The organism is Renibacterium salmoninarum ATCC 33209, assembly GCF_000018885.1.
Classification (GTDB): Bacteria; Actinomycetota; Actinomycetes; order Actinomycetales; family Micrococcaceae; genus Renibacterium; species Renibacterium salmoninarum.
This window is the reverse complement of sequence record NC_010168.1, coordinates 1,626,905-1,645,610: the sequence shown is the minus strand read 5'-3', so window position 1 is coordinate 1,645,610 and position 18,706 is coordinate 1,626,905. Positions and strand designations below refer to the sequence as shown.

The following is an 18,706-nucleotide window of genomic DNA, read 5'->3' as shown; positions in this document are numbered from 1 at the left end:
TCAGAGCTCTTTGCGATAAGTCAGGTCATGGATTTCTCGGCCAGCCAGATGGGCTTTATTTTCAAAGCTGGTGAGCGTTCGGCCCTCGAAGCGTTCGGCACAAGCAGAATTTTGGTTCCGTAAAGATGAGGCATTGCCAATTTCTAACATCTGTTCTGCGTAGTGCTCCCAGTCAGTAGCTAGCCGCCAAATGCCCTGGGGTTTGAGCGCGCCAGCGACCAATTCTGCGAAGTCTGGCGTGACTAAGCGTCTTTTTTCGTGTTTGGCTTTGGGCCAGGGGTCGGGGAAAAACGTCCAGACCTCAGAAACTGTGCCCGAGGGGATCATCGTGGAGAGCACCTCTGGTGCATTGGCTTGGACCACACGGACGTTGCGCAAATCTCGGGCTGCGGCGCGTTGAATGGTTTGGGCTAGGCCCGGCAAATAAACCTCTACGGCGAGGAAGTCTCGGTCTGGATTCTCCGCGGCAGCATGCACAATTGCTTCACCCAGACCGGCGCCAATTTCTACTACCAATTCAGCTTCGCGGCCGAAGACCGCTGCAGCGTCGAATCGATATTCGGGGTCAACTGAGGTATCAGCGACTAGCCGGGGCACCTCGATGAGGTAGTTTTCGCTGTGCTCTTCCAAAGCCTGCTGACGGCGTCCTTGAAGGCGGCTTCCTCGGCGAACGAAGGAAACGGGTTGTTTGCGGTACGTGTTTTCATCCATCGCCGCTTAGTTTATCTTGAAGCCAGCGAACCGCCGTAGGTGTGACCTCGAACACCAGATCGGTAGGAAGGTGGTTTCAATGCTAAGATGAAGGTACTTGATGTGCGCCTTGCGCTCTCATCCTGCGTCGATGAACGCGATCGTTCGGTCCTGCTGTGTGAAATCCCTCGATGGATTGCGGTTGACTGTAATGTCTCTCAAGCTTTTCTTCGGCGAACCCCTGTGCCAACCGGCCGCGGGGGACGACGCCTTTCCTTTAGCGTGTAATCAACGCTCTCCTTGGGAAGACTCAGCCCGAAAGATTTTTCTCAAAATGCAGACTTTTTCCTCCTTGGGTGTGCCCAAGGCACTTGTTTCCGTGCTTGATGCCCAAGGCATTGATGCACCTTTCCCGATCCAGGCAAAGACCTTGCCGGACTCACTCGGTGGCCGTGACGTATTGGGTCGTGGCCGCACCGGATCCGGTAAAACGCTCGCTTTCGGCTTGCCGTTGGTGGCTCGGCTTGCAGAGCGCGAAGCCGCTTATATGCGCAAGCCCAATCGCCCACTGGGCCTGGTACTAGCGCCAACCCGTGAACTTGCCACTCAGATCAATGCAACGATCGAGCCGCTTGCCAAGGCCATGGGTCTGAACACCACCGTTATATATGGCGGCGTCTCCCAGCAGCGCCAAGAGCGCGCGCTCAAGGCCGGTGTCGACATCGTGATTGCTTGCCCTGGTCGCCTTGAAGACCTCATGCGGCAGAAGCTCGTTTCGCTCGAATCGGTGGAGATCACCGTTTTGGACGAAGCTGACCACATGGCAGACCTTGGCTTCCTACCGGTTGTGAAGCGATTGCTGGACACCACGCCCACTCAAGGCCAGCGGTTGCTGTTCTCCGCAACGCTGGACAACGGAGTGGACAAGATTGTGCAGCGTTACTTGAGCCAGCCGGTCACGCACTCGGTCGACGAGCCCAAAGCAGCGGTTTCCACCATGGAACACCACGTTTTGGCAGTTGCTGATCAGAACGTCAAAAAGCAGCTGATCGTTGAGTTGGCTGCTGGGACTGGTCGTCGGGTGCTCTTCATGCGCACCAAGCACCACGCTCGCAAACTGGCTAAGACCCTGACCGATGCGGGTATCCCGGCTGTCGATTTGCACGGAAACCTTTCCCAGAATGCGCGCGATCGGAACCTTGCCGAGTTCTCCTCCGGCGATGTCCGAGTGCTAGTGGCGACTGACGTTGCTGCCCGCGGTGTGCACGTTGACGACGTCGAGCTGGTCATCCACGTAGATCCGCCAACAGCGCACAAGGCTTATTTGCACCGTTCGGGCCGTACCGCCCGCGCAGGCTCTGATGGCACCGTAGTCACGATTTCATTGCCCGAGCAGCAATCAGACGTCAAGAAATTGATGCGCGCTGCCGGCGTAGACGTCGCTTTCGAGAAAGTAACGGCCAACTCTCCGTTGGTCGCAAAGCTGGTTGGCGATGTTGCGGACAAGATTGATCCTCGTACTCGGGCCGCGTTGCTCGCAGCCAAAGTGCCTCAGCAAGGTGGCGGACGCTCAACCGGCGCCAACGCCGAGCGCGAACGTGCGCAGCGTGCTTCCTCCGACGGGCCTCAGCGCGGCGGACGTTCGCAAGGCAGGCGTTCTGGAGAACAACGTGGCGGTGGCCCACAGGGTGGTGGCCAACGGCCTGCCGCTGCTGGGAACCGCGAAGATCGCCGTCGGGATCAACCGCAGGCACCTAGATTCGGATCGGACGCCTCCCGCTCGGGGAGTGCAGGCGCCCGTTCCAATGGCCGGACCGATTCGGCCCGCACCAGTTCGCCCCGTGCAGCCGGAACCAGCAATGGTTCCCAGCGGGGCAGTGCGGGCCGGAGCGCTTCTGGCCACGGCAAACCGAGCCAAGGTGGCGCTAGCGAGCACGCGCCCGCGCAACGCCGCAGCCGCCCGTCGGGTCCGCGCCGCGCTGGCGCTCCGGCGTCGAACGCTCGTCGAGGCTAACTGAAAATTCCTGAAAGTCTCCGTTGAGGGGTCGCATTCTGCCGTTATGATGCATTCAAAGCGGCAGAATGCGACCCCTCAACGCGTTTTGCGAGAGAGGCGGCGGCATGGCTGGCACGGCGAGTGGCAAAGGTGTGTTGGAAAAGCACAGTATCGATGTAGCGCCCGAGTCTGAACGGCATGGTCACCCGCTCAATCAATTCACGCTCTGGTTTGGCGCGAATATGCAGATCACCGCAGTCGTCGACGGCGCGCTCGCGGTAGTCTTTGGTGCAGACGCCCTCTGGGCAATTCTCGGATTGCTCATCGGCAACATTGCTGGCGGCGTCGTAATGGCCCTGCATCCGGCCCAAGGACCCAAGCTGGGTCTGCCGCAGATGATTTCTAGTCGAGCGCAGTTTGGCGTTTACGGCGCGGTCATTCCACTAGTGCTTGCGGTACTGATGTACCTAGGGTTTGCTTCAACCGGAGCCGTGCTTGCTGGGCAAGCTGTCAATGTCGTGACTGGCATCAGCAATCCGGCCCTGGGCATCGTCATCTTCGGCGTGATCACCGCGGTGGTGGCAACCCTGGGTTACCGCTATATCCACGTCTTAGGCAGAATCGCGACGGTAGCCGGCTTGCTCGGCTTTACGTATCTGACCATTCAGCTTTTTGCCAAGTACGACGTCGGTACCCTCCTCGGCGCGAAGCCCTTCACTGCTGCCTCATTCCTGACCGCAGTGGCGCTTGCGGCGGGTTGGCAGCTGACCTACGGCCCCTATGTTGCGGACTATTCGCGATATTTGCCGACGAAAACGCCAGCAGCGAAAACCTTCTGGGCAACTTTTGCCGTTAGCGTGATTGGCTCGCAGTGGTCGATGAGCCTGGGTGCTTTGTTGGCTGCATTGCCGATCGCTGCGAAGAACGGGTTTTTAGGCAACCAGGTGGGATTCCTCGGCCAGCTGGGTGGCCCCGGAGTCTTCGCCATCTTTATCGCCTTGGTGGTATTGATGGGCAAGCTGACGGTAAACACGCTTAATGCCTATGGCGGATTCATGTCCTTGCTGACCACTGTCTCTGCTTTTACCGGTCGAACCAAGATCAGCCAACGGCTACGGGTGTTCTATATCTGTGGTTTTCTCTTGGCTTCCGTCTTGATCGCGATTTTTGCTTCGGCTGATTTCTTGGGTAATTTCAAATCCTTGGTGTTGCTTTTGCTCATGGTCTTTATCCCGTGGAGCGCCATTAACTTGGTGGATTACTATCTGATTTCCAAAGAACGGGTTGATGTCCCAGAGCTGTACAAGCCGGATGGCCGGTACTGGAAATGGAATACTGTCGCGCTGTGCGGCTACGCCATCGGAGTGCTGGTACAGATCCCGTTTTTGGCACAATCTCTGTATACCGGGCCGATTGCCACCGCGCTGGGCGGAACTGATATTTCTTGGCTTGTAGGACTGGTGGTCGCGGCCGGGGTTTATTACCCATGGGCCAAACGGGCCAAAGCATGAACCGGATTTTGCTTACTGGCATGTCTGGGAATGGGAAGTCTTCACTGATTCAAGCGTTAGTGCAGCGCGGCATCCGAGCCGTGGATACTGACTCCGATCCGGCCTGGGAAGAACTTCAGGACGGCGAAATGCGCTGGCGCACGAAACCGATGACGGTTTTACTATCTGAGCCTGGGCCGCTTGCGGTGAGCGCTTGTATACCGAATCAAGGTGATTTTTACGACCGCTTCGATCTGGTCATTTTGTTGAGCGCGCCGGTCGATGTGATTTTGAATCGACTGACACTTCGAACCAATAATCAGTTCGGTAAGAGCCTCGAAGAGCGAGTCAAAATTCTGCGCGACATTGACGAGGTTGAGCCGCTACTGCGTGTTGGCTGCGACTTGGAAATTGATACCAGTGCACCATTCAGCTCGGTACTAGAACAGGTACTAATACAGTTGGGCTGAATAAGGATCGGTCTTAGTCCGCGTCGATGGAAATAATTGCGACGAATCCTCGGCCGCTGAGCTCTGGCGTGCCTGTGCCATCTGCTTCGCCTTGGCCGACGACGGCGTCGTACCGTCCCAGCGTGACTGGCGCTTCGCCGTCATCTCCGGTACTGGAAACTGTGGCATCACCCTGCAACAGAACTGCCCATTGACCGGGAAACACTGGGTGCGGGCGCTTCTTGGACAACTCAAGCACGGTGGTAAAACCTTGAAAAGCCCCGCGGCGAGTCATCACGTTCAGATCCATGCTGACGCCAACTGGTTCGCTAGAAACCAGCGAGTCGCCGGAGAACCGGAAAGGGCGATGCTTCTCTAAGCCATGTTCAGCGCCGTCAACATTCAGTAACAGGAATTCGCCGTCGATCAGCGTGATCACCCTGTCAACGCCGGGGAGGGCCGAGAAGGGACCGGCCTTATCTACTGAAGCGATACTGATTCGCCAGCCGAAATCTGCGCCGGGCACATCCGCGTCGAGCACTCGAGTCGCACCGCCGCCATTGAGCCACTGCTGGGACTTGAGATCTGCGTATCGAATAATTCGCATCAGTCATCTACCGTTTCTACGCTGATAACGCGCACTCGTTTCGGTCCTTCGCGTCTGCGGCGAATGATCTTGCGAATTCGGCTCATGACGAATCCCAACAGCCAGGCTAAAACCAAAGCTAAAACCAGTTTGAGCAAAAATGGCCAGCTCACCAAGCCCAAAATCAGATAGATCAGCACAAAGCCGGCAATTTGCAAGCCAACCTCAAGCCAATCAATCCGTGAGCGCATACTCCTAGCCTAGCCGTGCTGCACTAGTCCTTGATGACCGTGTGCCGAGGGCTGTCCGGGTTCATCAATGAATTCCGCCGACCATAGAAGAAGTAAATAACCAAGCCGATAACTAGCCAGACCACAAAGCGTAGCCACGTTTCCCAGTGCAATTGCAGAATCAAGAAGAGCGAGAACAACACACCGATTGCGGGAACGACCGGCATAAATGGCAACCGGAAAGTGCGGTCCGCTTTCGGCTTAGTGTAGCGGAAGACAATAACCGCGATGCAAACCACCACAAAAGCGGCCAAAATGCCGATGTTGGTCAGATCAGCAACCTCACGGATCGGGAAGATTCCCGCCAAGACCGCAGAGCCGACGCCGGCAATCCAGGTCACCCGTTGCGGTACACCGCGTCGGTCCACTTTGGAGAACCACTTCGGGAGCAAGCCATCGCGGCTCATCGAGAACCAGACGCGGGTGACGCCCAACAAGAAGGTCAGCATAACGGTGAGAATGGAAACCACCGCGAAGACCGAAATGATGGTCGCAATAACCGGTAGGCCAACTCCTTGGAACGCGAAAGCGAAGCCGGCCTTCGGATCAATATCTTTGAAGTTTTGCATTCCGGTGAGTACCAAGGTTGCCGCGACATAGAGCACCATCGCGATGATCAGAGACAAAATGATCGCCTTAGGCATGTGTTTTTTGCCGTCAACCGATTCTTCTGCCGCGGTACTCATGGCGTCGTAACCAAAGACCGCGAAGAACACCGTGGCTGCACCGGCAATAACCGGGCCAAATCCGAACGGGGTGAAGGGCGAGTAGTTATTGGTATTGATGTAGAACAAGCCCAGACCCACGATGAAGAGAATCAACAAAATCTTCACGGCTACCGCGACGAGTTCAAAGCGACCTAGCGCTTTGGTGCCGCGGCTCAGAATGAAGGTGACCAGCAAACAGATCAGAATTGCTGGCAGGTTGATAAAACCACCCGGTGAGTCCGCAGTCTGCGTCATCCAAGTGGGCAGATGAATGCCAAATCCGGAAAGGAACGCATCAAAGTAGCCGGAAATACCGATGGCAACAACGGCCACAATCGCGATGTATTCCAGTAGCAAATCCCAGCCAATGAACCAGCCGGTGACCTCACCAAGTGCCACGTATCCGTAAGTGTAGGCAGAGCCAGCCCGGGGCACCATGCCGGCGAATTCGGCGTAAGAAAGCGCGGCGGCGGCTGAGGCTAACCCCGCGATCAAAAACGAAATCAAGACCGCTGGACCAGCAGCTGGATTCTTCGGATCACCAGCCGCTACCAGGCCAGCCAGCGAGAAGATGCCAACGCCCACGATACCGCCAACGCCAATGGCGGTGAGCTGCCACAGGCCAAGGGTCTTGAAAAGTCCACTTTGGTGCGACTCGTCGTCCATGTCATCGATCGGCTTGCGCCGCCAAATCGAGTACGGGTTGGCTACGCGTGCCATGGGTCTGCCTCCGGAGCGTCGACGGTGATGACGGGGTGTCTTCTGGTCTACTAACTGAGCAATAGTAGTCCGTAAGCCGCCCGGACGGAATCAGATTTTGATGAGTTCCCGGAAAAGTTACACAGTTCGCAAAAGCCCTGAACCGTAACTGTTGAGCAGAATTGAAATTGTGGCGGCATTTTTTGGGTTGTGCATGGTGAGCCTTCATAGCCCAAGCCGAAGCCAACATGGCCAACCCAGCCGTTGTTCTTGCCGATGGCCAGTCCGTCGGAATTGTAGGCGTAACCGATACTTCCGCTACCCAATCCGCTGGACGCGAAGACTCTGCGCTGAGCGTTTAGGTACGGAGGTAAGAGTAGGCCTGAACCCAATGCGCAACCCCAGGTGTGCAGATCCGCAATGTTGCCGAACAATGCGCCTGCCGCACTGTAGAGCGTATTGCTGTAGATGTCGCTGGCCGAGATCGGTCCCCAGCGATCGTAAGGCTTAGCAGCGGGCGCCACATGATTTGCATCGGCAGGATTGGTGACCGATCCCAGGCCCAGGGGAATGCTAATCCGGCGGTGAACCTCAACATCCCAGGGGTTGCCGGTGATCTTTTTGATGATTGCACCCAGTACCACCGGGTTGGTATTGATGTACTGAAAGGTTGTGCCAGGCTCTGAAACAGTGGGTTCGTCGAACGAGTCTTTGAGCAGCAACTCGTCGTTCCAAACGAAGGTGGTTGAAACTTGCTTCATCTAAACGGAGCCGACCCTCAGCAACGAGCTGAAGTATTACCGTGCCAACGAAGCTCTTGGTCACACTACGAAAGCCGAATCGATCACTGATCTGCAAAGGTTTTTGAGCTTCTAAATCCGAGTAACCGTTGAGTGAAAGAAACCGGCCGCCGGAATTACTTATTGCCACCGCGCTGCCCGGGGCAACATCTTGTCCGGTTAAACTCGCGATGAGGTTCTGTGGTTTCTCTGGCATTGGAAGCCAACCCGGTACGGTGGCCGCTTGCGGACGAGCAGATCCGGCAAAAGCTGAGCCAATTCCCATCGTGCCAAGGCCCGCTGCGCCAAGCACCGCAATGCCGCCGCGAAGGAGGGTCCGTCGGTGCATTCTCTCGATGGTCATAGGTTCTCCACTCCGCAGGTCTTGCGCTCGCCGTCGTCCGGTGGCAATAGCCTAACGCCTCTGCCCGAATAAGTTCGGGGCAGAGGCGCAGTGGAGGGCCTCAGGCCGCTAGCTTTAGCTGTTCTCGCGTCCTTGGGAAACCCAGTTGGGATCGGCAGAACGCCCGCCGCCTGGTCGAGCGCGGCAAGTTGCTGCTCACTGAGTTTCAAAACGAGCGAACCAAGATTCTCGTCGATTCGCGCCGCTCGGCGAGTTCCGGGGATTGGTACTACCGGCAAGCTAAGCTTCTGGCCTTGGGCGAACAGCCAGGCTAAGGCAACTTGGGCGGGGCTAACCTGGGATTCGTCGCTCGAGAGTTGGGCAGCGATTGAGCGAACCACCGTGACCACGGAATGGTTGGCGTCGAATGAACCGTTGGCGAATCGCGGAATTTTGCGGCGGAAATCATTTTCTGCCAAATCTGAATTGTTCACGGTTCCGGTCAAAAATCCTCGCCCCAAGGGTGAATAGGGCACAAACCCCACGCCAAGCCGGGCCGCGGTGGGCACGATGTTGGTTTCCACATCGCGGCTCCAGATAGACCACTCGCTCTGCACCGCGACTATCGGATGGATTTTGTGTGCTGCGTCAAGCTCCTCAGCGGTAACTTCAGAAAGGCCCAGGTGGCGGACTTTTCCTTCGGCCACGAGCTTGGCCATCGCACCGACCGTCTCCTCGATTGGTGCCGAGGTGTCTCGGCGGTGCATGTAATAGAGGTCGATCGTTTCGATGCCCAGCCGGTGCAGGCTCTCTTCTGCGGCTTGGGCCACATAGCTGGCATCGCCACGAGTGCTGACACCGCCGTCGGCTGGATTGCCCAAAATTCCGAACTTGGTTGCCAAGTGCACCTCGTCGCGACGGCTGCGCAACAGATTGGCGATGAGCTCTTCGTTGGCGCCATTTCCGTAAACATTTGCCGTGTCGAGAAAGCTCACTCCGGCGTCGACCGCATGGTGCAGCGTGGCTAGCGACTCTGTCGGATCAGCCGGACCGTAAACGGGTGTGAGTGCCATCCCGCCAAAGCCAAGCGAGCTTACTTGCAGATTATCGCCAAGGTGAATCATTTTTCTCCGGCTTCGCTGGGGTTGTCTTCAGTGGAAAGAGAGGCTTCGTAGTACGCAATCTTGTGATCCAGGGCGGCCAGGTCTGCTTGAACTTGATCTAGTTGCGACAGCACCTTAATTCGGTGCTCCAAGAGCAGCGTCATTCGATCTTGATGCGTTTCTTCCGCACCCGCTAGGAGGGTCACGAAGCGTTGCATATCGTGTACGGACATACCGGTTCGCCGGAGCTTGACCAAGAGCATAATTCGGCCGATATCACCCTCGGTGTACTTTCGGCGTCGATCACCGCCACGGGCGATCCGCGGAAACATGCCCTCAGGCTATGACCTGGAGTGCGCTCCAGCACAACCCCTGCGTCGGAATTTCTTTTCGGATAGCCAGGCGACTTTGCGTTAATCAGAAGGGCCTCTTTCTAGCTAACGCAAAGTCGCCTGGCTATCCGAAACCTCGAATCAGCGATAGCCCGCGATGAACGGTTGGCTCGTAGGCACAATTTGCTTACCCAATGGCATCAAAGAAACCGGGATGAGCTTCAGATTCGCAATGGCTAGCGGAATCCCAATAATCGTGATGGCCATTGCGAATGCGGTCAATACATGGCCAATGGTGATCCAGATCCCGGCGACCAAAAGCCAGATGACGTTACCTAGAGTTGCGGCGATTCCATTGCCGCCGGGCTTATCAACCACCATCCGGCCGAACGGCCATAGTGCGTAACCAGCAATCCGGAACGAAGCGATGCCCCAAGGGATGGTGATGATGAGGACGCAGCAAATGACGCCGGCTAGTGCATAGCCCAGCGCCAACCAGATTCCACCGAAGAGCAGCCAAATGACATTTAGAATCGTTTTCACACTTCGATTCTGCCTGATCTCAGCAGTAACCACATCCGGGAAAACCCTGAAATTGGCGCGCCTTTCAGCCACGCCCAACGCGCGCTATCGTTTGATCTCAGGCAAAGACACTCTGTCCAAGCTATATGGTGAAGTTGACAGGGGCCTGCCGCAAAAGCGTGAATGGAGCATGCCTGACTCCACTTCCGACTCGGTTTCCCTGCTTGTAGACGCTGTCTTCCGGCTCAACGGCTCACTCATCCAAGCCGGCGATCAGCTGGCCCAGCCCGCTGGAATTTCGGCGGCACAGTGGCAAGTGCTGGGTTACCTCAAGCGACAATGAGGGGTCGGGCCAGCGCACGACGGCGGCCGAGTTGGCTAGGGCGCGTGGACTGCGTCGACAAAGCGTGCAGGAGACCGTCAATCGCCTAGCCAATAAAGGGTTACTGCTTCGGGCACTGAATCCCCTTGATCGACGAGCTCCGGTGCTGGAACTGACATCGGCCGCCCGGCAGGCGCTGGAAGTCGTTGAGGTGCGGCGAACTCAGTGGGCGGCCCAGATTAAGGCATCGCTTGGTGAGCAGAAAATTACCGAACTGCTTCAACAGGTGGCAAGCCTGCAGTCCACACTCAATGTAGTTCAGACCGCAGATTCTGCTGCGCCTTCTCAAGCCAAAGTTGCTGAGCCTGAGGCAATCTAAATAGCGGATCGAGCGCCAATAATTCAAGGACTACTGCGGCTCGACCCTTGGCAAAATCGTGATCTGAGACGTGTGCGTAATCCTGGCGAACAGCCGCTAAATAGTGGGCGTATTCGGGCTCCGATGAGCCCAGGATGGACAGGTCGCTGTCGCAGAGTAGCGCGCCGTTGTAATCATTGGGACCTGGGTTGTGCTCAATGGTCAGCCGCACTAACCGGGCGGTTTCCCGGATCTCTTCGACGGGGACCACCCCAGCGAGCACAGTTTCAGCCAGTCGAGCTGAATCCTCCTCGTCACGACCAGGCAGCCCTTGATACACCGCGTCGTGAAACCAGACGGCAAGCACGACGGCGCGGGGCGGCGTGGCCTCCAAGACTGAGATTGCTTCCAAAACCGCCAATAGATGCGTACGCGAATGATAGTGCCGCTGCGGTTCTGCCCATCGGGTAAGCAGCTCGCGACCAATGCTGGCGTGCCCCGGAACAGTCGCCTCCCAACGCAGTTTCCAATGATTCATTCCGCGCTCTGGCCGGTACTCGAAGACCACTGGCCAGCAGCACCCGGGTTAGCCGACCGCCGTCGACTGCTTGTGCGCCCTGATCGATCAAATCTTGGTATCTGCGCTGGGGCACATCATAGTGATCCCGGTCGAAGGCTTTCACCGGGATCCCGGCGCTAGCGGCAAACTCGTGTAATTCAGCTAACGAGGTATTCGAAATCAGATGGGAGAAGAATGTCCCGTGCGCGGGCCACATCGGTGGGTCAATAAACACGGGCATAACGGCAGTGTAATCCGGCTGCCGCCGACTGCTGGCAATTCAGGGGGTGAGCTGAGGATTCGCTGTTTGATGGACGTCAGGGAGACTTTTTGTCACAGAATAAGGGAGAATAGATCTTCGTGACTCTTCGCACCACACTTTCCAAGACGCTTGTAACGTTGGCCGCTCTGCTCATTGCCGGGCTGCTCATCTTTGGCGCATTTACCGCAGCCCCGGTTTTTGGTCTCGATTTTGGTGTTTACATTTCGGGTGGCCAAAGCGTGCTGGCAGGTAAGGGTGAGCTCTACAGCGCGGTTTATAACAACCTGCTTTTCACTTATTCACCGTTTTCGGCCCTATTCTTTGCGGTGCTTGCCTTGTGCGGTCAGGGTGTGGGCTTGGCAATATTCATCGCAATTTCTGTAGTGATTGCAGTATTCACTGGCTTGCTCGCCGTCCGCTACTTAGCCCGACAGAAGAGCATCAAGGACGTGCTGAGGCACCCTTGGCTGCGGCCGGCGGCTTTGGTGTGCATTGGCTTAGTGATGGCCTTCGGCCCGTGGCGCGAGACGATGGCTTTTGGTCAGATCAATATCTTGCTGTTCGGTCTGGTCATGGCTGATTTTCTGATCAATAAGAAGCGCTGGCCTACCGGGCTCCTGATCGGTATCGCGGCTGGTATCAAGCTCACGCCTTTGGTTTTCGGTCTATATTTTGTGGCAACACGCAACTGGCGGGGCCTGCGGAACATGGTTCTGGGCTTCGTCGGCACAATCGCGCTTGGGTTCGCTATTTTGCCAAAGGAGTCAGTTGCGTACTGGTTTCAGCTGCTGCCGGATACCTCACGTATTGGTGGTGCCGGATACGTCGATAATCTTTCGATCAAGGGCGCGATTCTGCACTTCCTTGGTCCTGACTTCGCCGTCAACGCGCCGTGGCTTTTGCTGGGAATCTTGCTTACTGCGGCGGCATTTCTTGTGGTGCGCGAGGCTGAGCGGCGGGGCGAGCGGATGACCGGGATCGCGGTAACCGCGTTGCTCATGCTCTTGGTTTCGCCGATTAGCTGGTCGCACCACTGGGTTTGGGTTGCTTTGCTGATTCCGGTGCTGGCTCGCAACATTTTTGACCTGTCAATTGAGCGCAAAGCTCTGCGTGTTTCCGGAATGGTGCTTTTGTTGGCCTCGATCCCGATCTTCCTCTATTCACCGAAAACCATCGGGGTGCTTTTCGGCTCACAAAACTTGGACAAACAAATTCCTACCTTGTGGCTTATGGCTTCAAGCATCGGTGTCTTCTGGGGCGTCGCCGCCATGATTTGGTGGACGGTTGCCTTCTGGAAAGCGCCCATTCTACGAAAGGTAATCCGTCGCAATCAGCAACAGCAAGCGATTTGAAGCTTATGGAAAATGAAGTGCCGCAGAAACATTTGAAGACCGGAAAGCGCATGATCGCTATCGGGTTGGTGGGCTTTGTGTTGCTGTACCTTGCGTCAATGTTCCTCCGTTCTTTTACCGGCGATCTGCCCTGGGTACCAACGGTTTTGGTGATCATGGGAACGGTGAGTTTTGGTTTTCTGGCTTTGTCCTTAGCCGGCTTCGGTTTGAGGCAGTATCTAAAGTACAAACTGCCAAAGGTCGGGCAAGACAAGGACGGTTAGTCCAGCGTGGCGACAAAACGCTAATCAACGGGTTACGCTGAATCTGATGGTGGTCGTTGGCCGCCGAATTACCAGCGCAAGAGAGGGCAAGCACATGCGCCAAGCGTTCGGAGTTTTGAGCATTCATCCGAACCTTCCCGCAAAGGACTTTGTGCATGCCCACCCTCAATTTAGGAATTCTCGCTCACGTAGACGCTGGTAAAACCACACTGACGGAGCAACTGCTTTTCAAAGCCGGTGTCTCTGACCATCTTGGCCGAGTAGATAACGGCGACACCCATACTGATGACGACGACATTGAGCGCCGTCGGGGGATCACGATTCGCTCCGCGATCGCCTCATTCATCCATCGTGGCGTTCGTATAAATGTGATAGATACGCCCGGACATGCCGACTTCGTGGCTGAAGTTGAACGAGCTGTTTCGGTACTCGATGCTGCTGTCTTAGTTCTCTCGGCAGTGGAGGGGCTACAAGCTCAGAGCCGGGTGTTGCTCTCAGTGCTGACTGAGCGACGAATCCCTTGTTTGATTTTTATCAACAAAATTGATCGGTCAGGGGCTCGGGATGCTCAGTTGATCGAGGAACTGCGCGCCCGCGTTGATGGTGTGTTGCCGGTGATGAACTACGTGAGCGGGTTGTCTGCCAAAGGGGCGAGCATCTGCTCGTGGTCTGCGCACTCAGAAGGGCCGGAAAACCTCTTGGCTGAGCTTGCCGAGACGGACGAACAGGCACTGGAGGCCTATCTTGCCGGGCCGAAGAACGTTGAGCGGAGTTCTACTGACCGGATGGAAACTTGGCTAGGTAGCGCCAGCCGAAGTGGGTTAGCCCATCCGGTCTTTTTTGGTTCAGCGCTGGCCGGAGTCGGCGTCGGCGAGTTTATGGATGCGCTGACTTGGTTGCTACCTGCTGCTGAGCCGAATCAAGCGGCGCCGCTGCATGGCACGGTATTCAAGGTGGCCCGTGATCAATCAGGTCGTCGTAGCGCCTACCTGTGCCTGGACGCTGGCAGCGTCCAGGCACAGGACACGGTTGAGGTATTTCGCCGGGTTGATGCCGCAGATTGCGAACCATTTCGAGAGCGGCTTTCGCGAGTGCAGGTTATTGACCATGGCACCGAACTTTTAGATGGCAAAGCAGCCGCCGGTCGAATTGCCTTAGTTTCTAGTCGAACAGGTTTGTTGATTGGCGATCAGCTCGGTAGCCGATCAGAAGAGATCACGATGCCGCAGATTGAACGGCCTGGCCTTGAGGCCGTGGTGCGACCGGGCCTAGCGACGCAAAAGCGGCGACTACATGAGGCGCTCTTGCAACTGACCGATGAAGATCCGCTGGTTGGGGCGCGACTAGATCCGGGTGAAGGTGAATCGGTAGTCAATCTTTATGGCCAAATACAGCAGGAGGTCATTTAAGAAAGACTGCTGAGCGAGTGCGGCATTGAGGCGAATTTTAGTCTTCCGCGCGTGGTGTATATCGAGAAAGTTCGCGGAGTGGGAGCTGCGATAGAAGACTTTGGTCCGAGTAATCCATTTTATGCCGGGATAGGTCTTCGGGTTGAGCCTGAAGATTCATCCGCTGGAATAAGAGTGGCTCTGGAAGTCGAATTAGGTGCCCTGCCGCTGTCATTTCACGTGGCATTGGCAGAAGCCGTACGAGATTGCTTGAGCCAAGGATTGGCTGGCTGGCAGGTCACCGATTGCTTAGTCACTATTACTCATACCGCCTACGACTCAGTGATGAGTGCGGCGGGAGATTTCCGGCGGTTGTTGCCCCTGGTGCTCATGCGAGCCTTGGCTCGCGCTGGAACCGAGGTCTGTGAGCCGCTCAGCGAAATCTCGCTCGAGATTCCGCTGAGTGCTTTCAGCGCGGTAATTGGCATGTTGGGCCGAGCGGGCGCTAAAACAACCTCGACAGAGATTGCGGCCGAGCGATGCCAGATCACGGCAGTGCTTCCGGCAGCGTCGGCTATTTGCGTTACGCAAGGCTTGGCAGATTTGACCGCTGGCGACGGCACCTCGACGTCGCACCCGGCTGGGTACCGACCGGTAGTAAAAGTGCCGCCGCCCGACCTAGGACCGACGGTAATCCGCTGAATCGCCAACAGTATTTGGCGTTCGTAGCTCAGCACCGCTAGTCCGCAATGACTCAGATGTAGGTGATGCCCCAGTGGTTGCCTTCATCGCAGTAAGTGTTGCCAGCGGAGGAACGCCACTGCGGGTAGCCGTCGCCACGATCTGCGATCTTAGTAAAGCTGTTTTTCACGTAGTCATTGATGCAAGTGGCCTTGGCAATGTCAACTTTGTAGCCGTTGTAGTGGCTTTGTGTGCCGGATGCGTGGCCAACTTCGGTGCCGCCGGTGATGTTCAATGCGCAGCCGCTGGCCTTTTTCAAAGTGACGACGCCGGTCACGGTGGACTGATTGATCTGGTCGAAGGAGGTGCAGGTTGAGTTTGACCGTGTGGTGCAGTTGCCGCTTGAGGACCAGGTAACGCCAACCGCACTGAGCTGTGAAGCTGCCTCGGATTGACTGAGTTTCGTGGCTGCCGAGGCGGGGCTGGCGACGCTGAACATTGTAACTGCAGCAACGCAGAGCACGAGGAGGGTCTGACAGAGTTTTCGCATCATGTACCGATTCCTTAAGTGGTAGGTAGGCCTTCAGGCCGCTTTGGAATTTACGCAACAGCGTGTCGCGGCACAAGAGCGAATTCATCATTCCCGGTAAGTTGCCAGCTGCGATTCATCAGCTTGTTCTCGGATAGTCATCCAGAGTTGTCGTAGCTTGTGGATAACTTTTCTTTTGAACTTGAGCGTAGTAGGCTCAAGTTAATTAATGATGGTTTTATCAAGTGAAGACAGGTGCGCAACATCGTGCCTATATTTTCAGTAGTCAATTTCTAGCTATGAAAGGGTGATCAATTGGACGCAAAATTTACCACTAAGAGCCAGGAGGCTCTTTCGGCAGCAGCGATGAACGCTTCAACTGCTGGAAATCCGCAAGTTGAACCGGCGCACATGCTCAAAGCGTTGATGGATCAACGCGAAGGAGTCGCGGTAGCGCTCTTGAAAGCCACCGGCGTCGCCCCTGATGCGGTGAGTGTCAAAGCCTCAGCCGCCATCAAGGAGTTGCCCACCAGCTCGGGTAGCACCGTGGCGCAAGCGCAATTTTCTCGAGCCGGGCTTCAGGTAGTCCAAGCGGCGCAGCAAGAAGCCGAGTCAATGGGAGACAGCTTCGTTTCCACCGAGCACCTGCTTGTTGGTATTGCCGCCGGCTCCGACCCAGCGGCGCAGATCCTCAAAGACGCCGGAGCCTCAGTAGAGGCTTTTCGTGCGGCTTTGCCTGGAATTAGAGGTGATCGCAAGGTCAACTCTGCCGATCCAGAAAACACTTTTCAGGCACTCGAAAAGTACGGTACCGATCTCACTGAAATTGCTCGTTCCGGCAAGCTCGACCCGGTTATTGGCCGCGATTCCGAGATTCGGCGCGTAGTACAAGTACTCTCCAGGCGGACTAAAAATAATCCGGTACTTATTGGTGAGCCAGGCGTTGGCAAGACTGCCGTCGTTGAAGGCTTGGCCCAACGCATGGTCGCCGGCGATGTTCCGGAGAGTCTGCGCGGAAAATCGTTGATCAGCTTAGACCTTGGTGCGATGGTTGCTGGCGCGAAGTATCGCGGCGAGTTTGAAGAGCGACTCAAAGCGGTTCTTGAGGAAATCAAGAACTCGGACGGCCAGATTGTGACCTTCATAGACGAGATCCACACAGTGGTTGGCGCTGGTGCTTCGGAAGGTGCTATGGATGCTGGCAATATGCTAAAGCCAATGCTCGCGCGCGGCGAATTGAGCCTCATTGGTGCCACGACGTTGGATGAATATCGCGAACACGTAGAGAAGGATCCAGCGCTTGAGCGAAGGTTTCAGCAGGTCTATGTTGGCGAGCCAAGCGTGGACGACACCATCGGAATCCTGCGCGGCTTGAAACAGCGCTACGAGGCGCACCACAAGGTCTCGATTGCTGATTCGGCCCTGGTCGCGGCGGCGTCGTTGTCTAATCGGTATATCAGCGGTCGTCAGCTTCCGGATAAAGCGATCGACCTCGTCGATGAAGCAGCTTCACGGCTCAGGATGGAGATTGATTCCGCACCCGAGGAAATCGATCAACTTCGCCGCGCCGTCGATCGGTTGACTATGGAAGAGCTAGCCCTGGATGGCGAAAGTGATGCTGCCTCAATTGAACGATTGGCTGCGCTACGAGCCGATATGGCTGACCGGAAAGAAGAGCTGGCCGGACTCAATGCACGTTGGGAAGCTGAAAAGGCGGGGCTTAACCGGGTCGGCGAGCTCAAGGCAAAGCTGGACGAGCTGCGTTCCATCGCTGAAAAGGCCCAACGTGAAGGCGATTTAGAGCAGGCGTCACGGATTCTCTACGGCGAGATTCCGGGGCTAGAGCAGACCTTAGTCGAAGCGCAGCAAGCTGAAGAGTCGCTGGGCGAAAAGCCCGAATTGATGGTGGCCGAGGAAGTAACTGCTGATGACATTGCCGAGGTTATTTCTGCCTGGACCGGAATTCCCGCCGGCCGGATGCTGCAAGGCGAAAGCCAAAAGCTTCTCAGTATGGAAAGTGCGCTTGGCGCACGATTGATTGGGCAGACTAAGGCAGTTTCGGTGGTTTCTGATGCGGTGCGACGATCCCGGGCTGGTATCTCGGACCCGGATCGGCCGACGGGTTCGTTTCTTTTCCTGGGACCCACTGGTGTGGGAAAAACCGAGCTCGCCAAGGCGCTCGCTGATTTCTTGTTCGACGACGAACGCGCCTTGGTGCGGATCGATATGAGTGAATATTCGGAAAAGCACTCGGTATCTCGCTTGGTCGGCGCGCCTCCCGGATATGTCGGATACGAAGAGGGCGGTCAGCTCACTGAGGCGGTGCGCCGTCGGCCTTATTCGGTGATCTTGCTCGATGAGGTGGAAAAGGCGCACCCAGAGGTCTTCGACATCCTTTTGCAGGTGCTCGACGACGGTCGGCTAACCGACGGACAAGGCCGCACCGTTGACTTCCGAAATGTGATCTTGGTGTTGACGTCGAACCTCGGCTCGCAATTTCTGGTTGACCCAATGCTGGACGAGAAGCAAAAGCGCGATTCGGTGATGGCAATCGTCAATTCCGCGTTCAAGCCGGAGTTCTTGAATCGGCTCGATGAGGTCGTCATGTTCGACGCGTTGAGCGTGGAAGAGCTTTCGGTAATCGTCGACCTCCAGGTGCAGTTGCTTGCCGCCCGGTTACAAGAGCGACGCTTGGTGCTTGAGGTTGCTGATGGGGCAAGGGCTTGGCTCGCCATGACTGGTTATGACCCGGCCTACGGGGCCAGGCCGCTACGAAGGTTGCTGCAGCGAGAAATTGGCGATCGCTTAGCTAAGGGCTTGCTTTCCGGCGAGATCGAAGACGGCGATACGGTTTTGGTTGATGTAGCAGCCGACGTTGATGAATTATCGACTGGAATTCCTGGATCTGGATTGACGGTGCGGAAGGGTTAAAGTCGTTTTTAAAGGTGAGGGCCCGGCGTCGCAGTTAGCTGTGACGTCGGGCCCTCACCTTTTTGTTAAGGTTCC

Annotated in this window: 19 protein-coding genes and 2 pseudogenes; 10 read left to right on the top strand and 11 right to left on the bottom strand. The window is 56.4% G+C overall.

The window, feature by feature from the left end:
* Positions 1 to 711 carry a tRNA (guanosine(46)-N7)-methyltransferase TrmB gene (gene trmB / locus RSAL33209_RS08300; protein ID WP_012245293.1) on the bottom strand — a complete coding sequence of 237 codons (711 nt, stop codon included), beginning with the start codon at positions 709 to 711 and terminating at the stop codon, positions 1 to 3.
* A gap of 313 nt (positions 712 to 1,024) precedes the next feature.
* On the opposite strand from trmB, the gene RSAL33209_RS08295 reads away from it, so the two are divergent.
* The 3 genes from RSAL33209_RS08295 to RSAL33209_RS08285 all read left to right on the top strand — a co-directional run bounded on the left by RSAL33209_RS08295 (position 1,025) and on the right by RSAL33209_RS08285 (position 4,646).
* A complete protein-coding gene (locus RSAL33209_RS08295; protein WP_049759079.1) occupies positions 1,025 to 2,704 on the top strand; it encodes a DEAD/DEAH box helicase in 1,680 nt (559 codons plus the stop codon).
* A 107-nt stretch (positions 2,705 to 2,811) separates the two neighbouring features.
* Entirely contained in the window at positions 2,812 to 4,197 is a 1,386-nt protein-coding gene (locus RSAL33209_RS08290) for a purine-cytosine permease family protein (protein ID WP_049758930.1), read from the top strand.
* On the top strand, positions 4,194 to 4,646 hold the full coding sequence (locus RSAL33209_RS08285) for a P-loop NTPase family protein (RefSeq protein ID WP_012245290.1): 453 nt from the start codon (positions 4,194 to 4,196) through the stop codon (positions 4,644 to 4,646). Before RSAL33209_RS08290 ends, RSAL33209_RS08285 begins: the two co-directional genes overlap by 4 nt.
* A 13-nt stretch (positions 4,647 to 4,659) precedes the next feature.
* Here the strand turns inward: RSAL33209_RS08285 and RSAL33209_RS08280 are convergent, their stop codons facing one another.
* The 8 genes and pseudogenes from RSAL33209_RS08280 to RSAL33209_RS08250 form a co-directional block, all read right to left on the bottom strand.
* Entirely contained in the window at positions 4,660 to 5,232 is a 573-nt protein-coding gene (locus RSAL33209_RS08280) for a HutD/Ves family protein (RefSeq protein WP_012245289.1), read from the bottom strand.
* Positions 5,232 to 5,462 carry a hypothetical protein gene (locus tag RSAL33209_RS08275; protein ID WP_012245288.1) on the bottom strand — a complete coding sequence of 77 codons (231 nt, stop codon included), beginning with the start codon at positions 5,460 to 5,462 and terminating at the stop codon, positions 5,232 to 5,234. The genes RSAL33209_RS08280 and RSAL33209_RS08275 overlap by 1 nt, the downstream gene beginning before the upstream one ends.
* A 23-nt stretch (positions 5,463 to 5,485) precedes the next feature.
* Positions 5,486 to 6,928, bottom strand: a complete 1,443-nt coding sequence (locus RSAL33209_RS08270) for an amino acid permease (RefSeq protein ID WP_012245287.1) — start codon at positions 6,926 to 6,928, stop codon at positions 5,486 to 5,488.
* A 50-nt stretch (positions 6,929 to 6,978) separates the two neighbouring features.
* A complete protein-coding gene (locus RSAL33209_RS08265) occupies positions 6,979 to 7,668 on the bottom strand; it encodes a serine hydrolase domain-containing protein (RefSeq protein ID WP_012245286.1) in 690 nt (229 codons plus the stop codon).
* Positions 7,669 to 7,720: 52 nt separating this feature from the next.
* Positions 7,721 to 7,903, bottom strand: a pseudogene (locus tag RSAL33209_RS20030) (hypothetical protein); the annotation flags it as partial.
* Positions 7,904 to 8,046: 143 nt separating this feature from the next.
* Positions 8,047 to 9,153, bottom strand: a complete 1,107-nt coding sequence (locus RSAL33209_RS08260; RefSeq protein ID WP_012245285.1) for an aldo/keto reductase — start codon at positions 9,151 to 9,153, stop codon at positions 8,047 to 8,049.
* Complete coding sequence (locus RSAL33209_RS08255) at positions 9,150 to 9,464, bottom strand: MerR family transcriptional regulator (protein WP_012245284.1); 315 nt, start codon at positions 9,462 to 9,464, stop codon at positions 9,150 to 9,152. Before RSAL33209_RS08255 ends, RSAL33209_RS08260 begins: the two co-directional genes overlap by 4 nt.
* A gap of 141 nt (positions 9,465 to 9,605) precedes the next feature.
* The gene (locus RSAL33209_RS08250) at positions 9,606 to 10,007 is read right to left on the bottom strand and encodes a YccF domain-containing protein (RefSeq protein ID WP_041685434.1); all 402 of its coding nucleotides are present in this window, start codon (positions 10,005 to 10,007) and stop codon (positions 9,606 to 9,608) included.
* Between the two features lie 169 nt (positions 10,008 to 10,176).
* Here RSAL33209_RS08250 and RSAL33209_RS17775 point away from each other — a divergent pair, with 169 nt between their 5' ends.
* Both RSAL33209_RS17775 and RSAL33209_RS17055 read left to right on the top strand, forming a co-directional pair.
* Positions 10,177 to 10,329 carry a hypothetical protein gene (locus tag RSAL33209_RS17775; protein WP_012245282.1) on the top strand — a complete coding sequence of 51 codons (153 nt, stop codon included), beginning with the start codon at positions 10,177 to 10,179 and terminating at the stop codon, positions 10,327 to 10,329.
* On the top strand, positions 10,259 to 10,687 hold the full coding sequence (locus RSAL33209_RS17055) for a MarR family winged helix-turn-helix transcriptional regulator (RefSeq protein WP_325050142.1): 429 nt from the start codon (positions 10,259 to 10,261) through the stop codon (positions 10,685 to 10,687). Before RSAL33209_RS17775 ends, RSAL33209_RS17055 begins: the two co-directional genes overlap by 71 nt.
* On the opposite strand, the pseudogene RSAL33209_RS08240 reads toward RSAL33209_RS17055, so the two are convergent.
* Positions 10,617 to 11,466, bottom strand: a pseudogene (locus RSAL33209_RS08240) (DUF4031 domain-containing protein). The gene RSAL33209_RS17055 and the pseudogene RSAL33209_RS08240 overlap by 71 nt on opposite strands.
* Positions 11,467 to 11,585: 119 nt before the next feature.
* Between RSAL33209_RS08240 and RSAL33209_RS08235 the strand changes: the two are divergent.
* The 4 genes from RSAL33209_RS08235 to RSAL33209_RS16240 all read left to right on the top strand — a co-directional run bounded on the left by RSAL33209_RS08235 (position 11,586) and on the right by RSAL33209_RS16240 (position 15,192).
* Positions 11,586 to 12,839, top strand: coding sequence for a glycosyltransferase 87 family protein (locus tag RSAL33209_RS08235; RefSeq protein WP_012245280.1), 1,254 nt, complete (start codon positions 11,586 to 11,588; stop codon positions 12,837 to 12,839).
* 5 nt (positions 12,840 to 12,844) lie between these two features.
* Positions 12,845 to 13,102, top strand: coding sequence for a hypothetical protein (locus tag RSAL33209_RS08230; RefSeq protein ID WP_041684605.1), 258 nt, complete (start codon positions 12,845 to 12,847; stop codon positions 13,100 to 13,102).
* Between the two features lie 155 nt (positions 13,103 to 13,257).
* On the top strand, positions 13,258 to 14,511 hold the full coding sequence (locus RSAL33209_RS16245) for a GTP-binding protein (RefSeq protein WP_049758928.1): 1,254 nt from the start codon (positions 13,258 to 13,260) through the stop codon (positions 14,509 to 14,511).
* A gap of 51 nt (positions 14,512 to 14,562) precedes the next feature.
* Positions 14,563 to 15,192 (top strand): tetracycline resistance protein, encoded by a 630-nt coding sequence (locus RSAL33209_RS16240; RefSeq protein ID WP_012245277.1) that lies wholly within the window; start codon positions 14,563 to 14,565, stop codon positions 15,190 to 15,192.
* Positions 15,193 to 15,244: 52 nt separating this feature from the next.
* On the opposite strand, the gene RSAL33209_RS08220 is transcribed toward RSAL33209_RS16240, so the two are convergent.
* Complete coding sequence (locus RSAL33209_RS08220) at positions 15,245 to 15,670, bottom strand: hypothetical protein (RefSeq protein WP_199533216.1); 426 nt, start codon at positions 15,668 to 15,670, stop codon at positions 15,245 to 15,247.
* 345 nt (positions 15,671 to 16,015) lie between these two features.
* Here RSAL33209_RS08220 and clpB point away from each other — a divergent pair, with 345 nt between their 5' ends.
* Complete coding sequence (gene clpB / locus RSAL33209_RS08215; protein ID WP_012245275.1) at positions 16,016 to 18,631, top strand: ATP-dependent chaperone ClpB; 2,616 nt, start codon at positions 16,016 to 16,018, stop codon at positions 18,629 to 18,631.
* Positions 18,632 to 18,706: the final 75 nt, after the last annotated feature.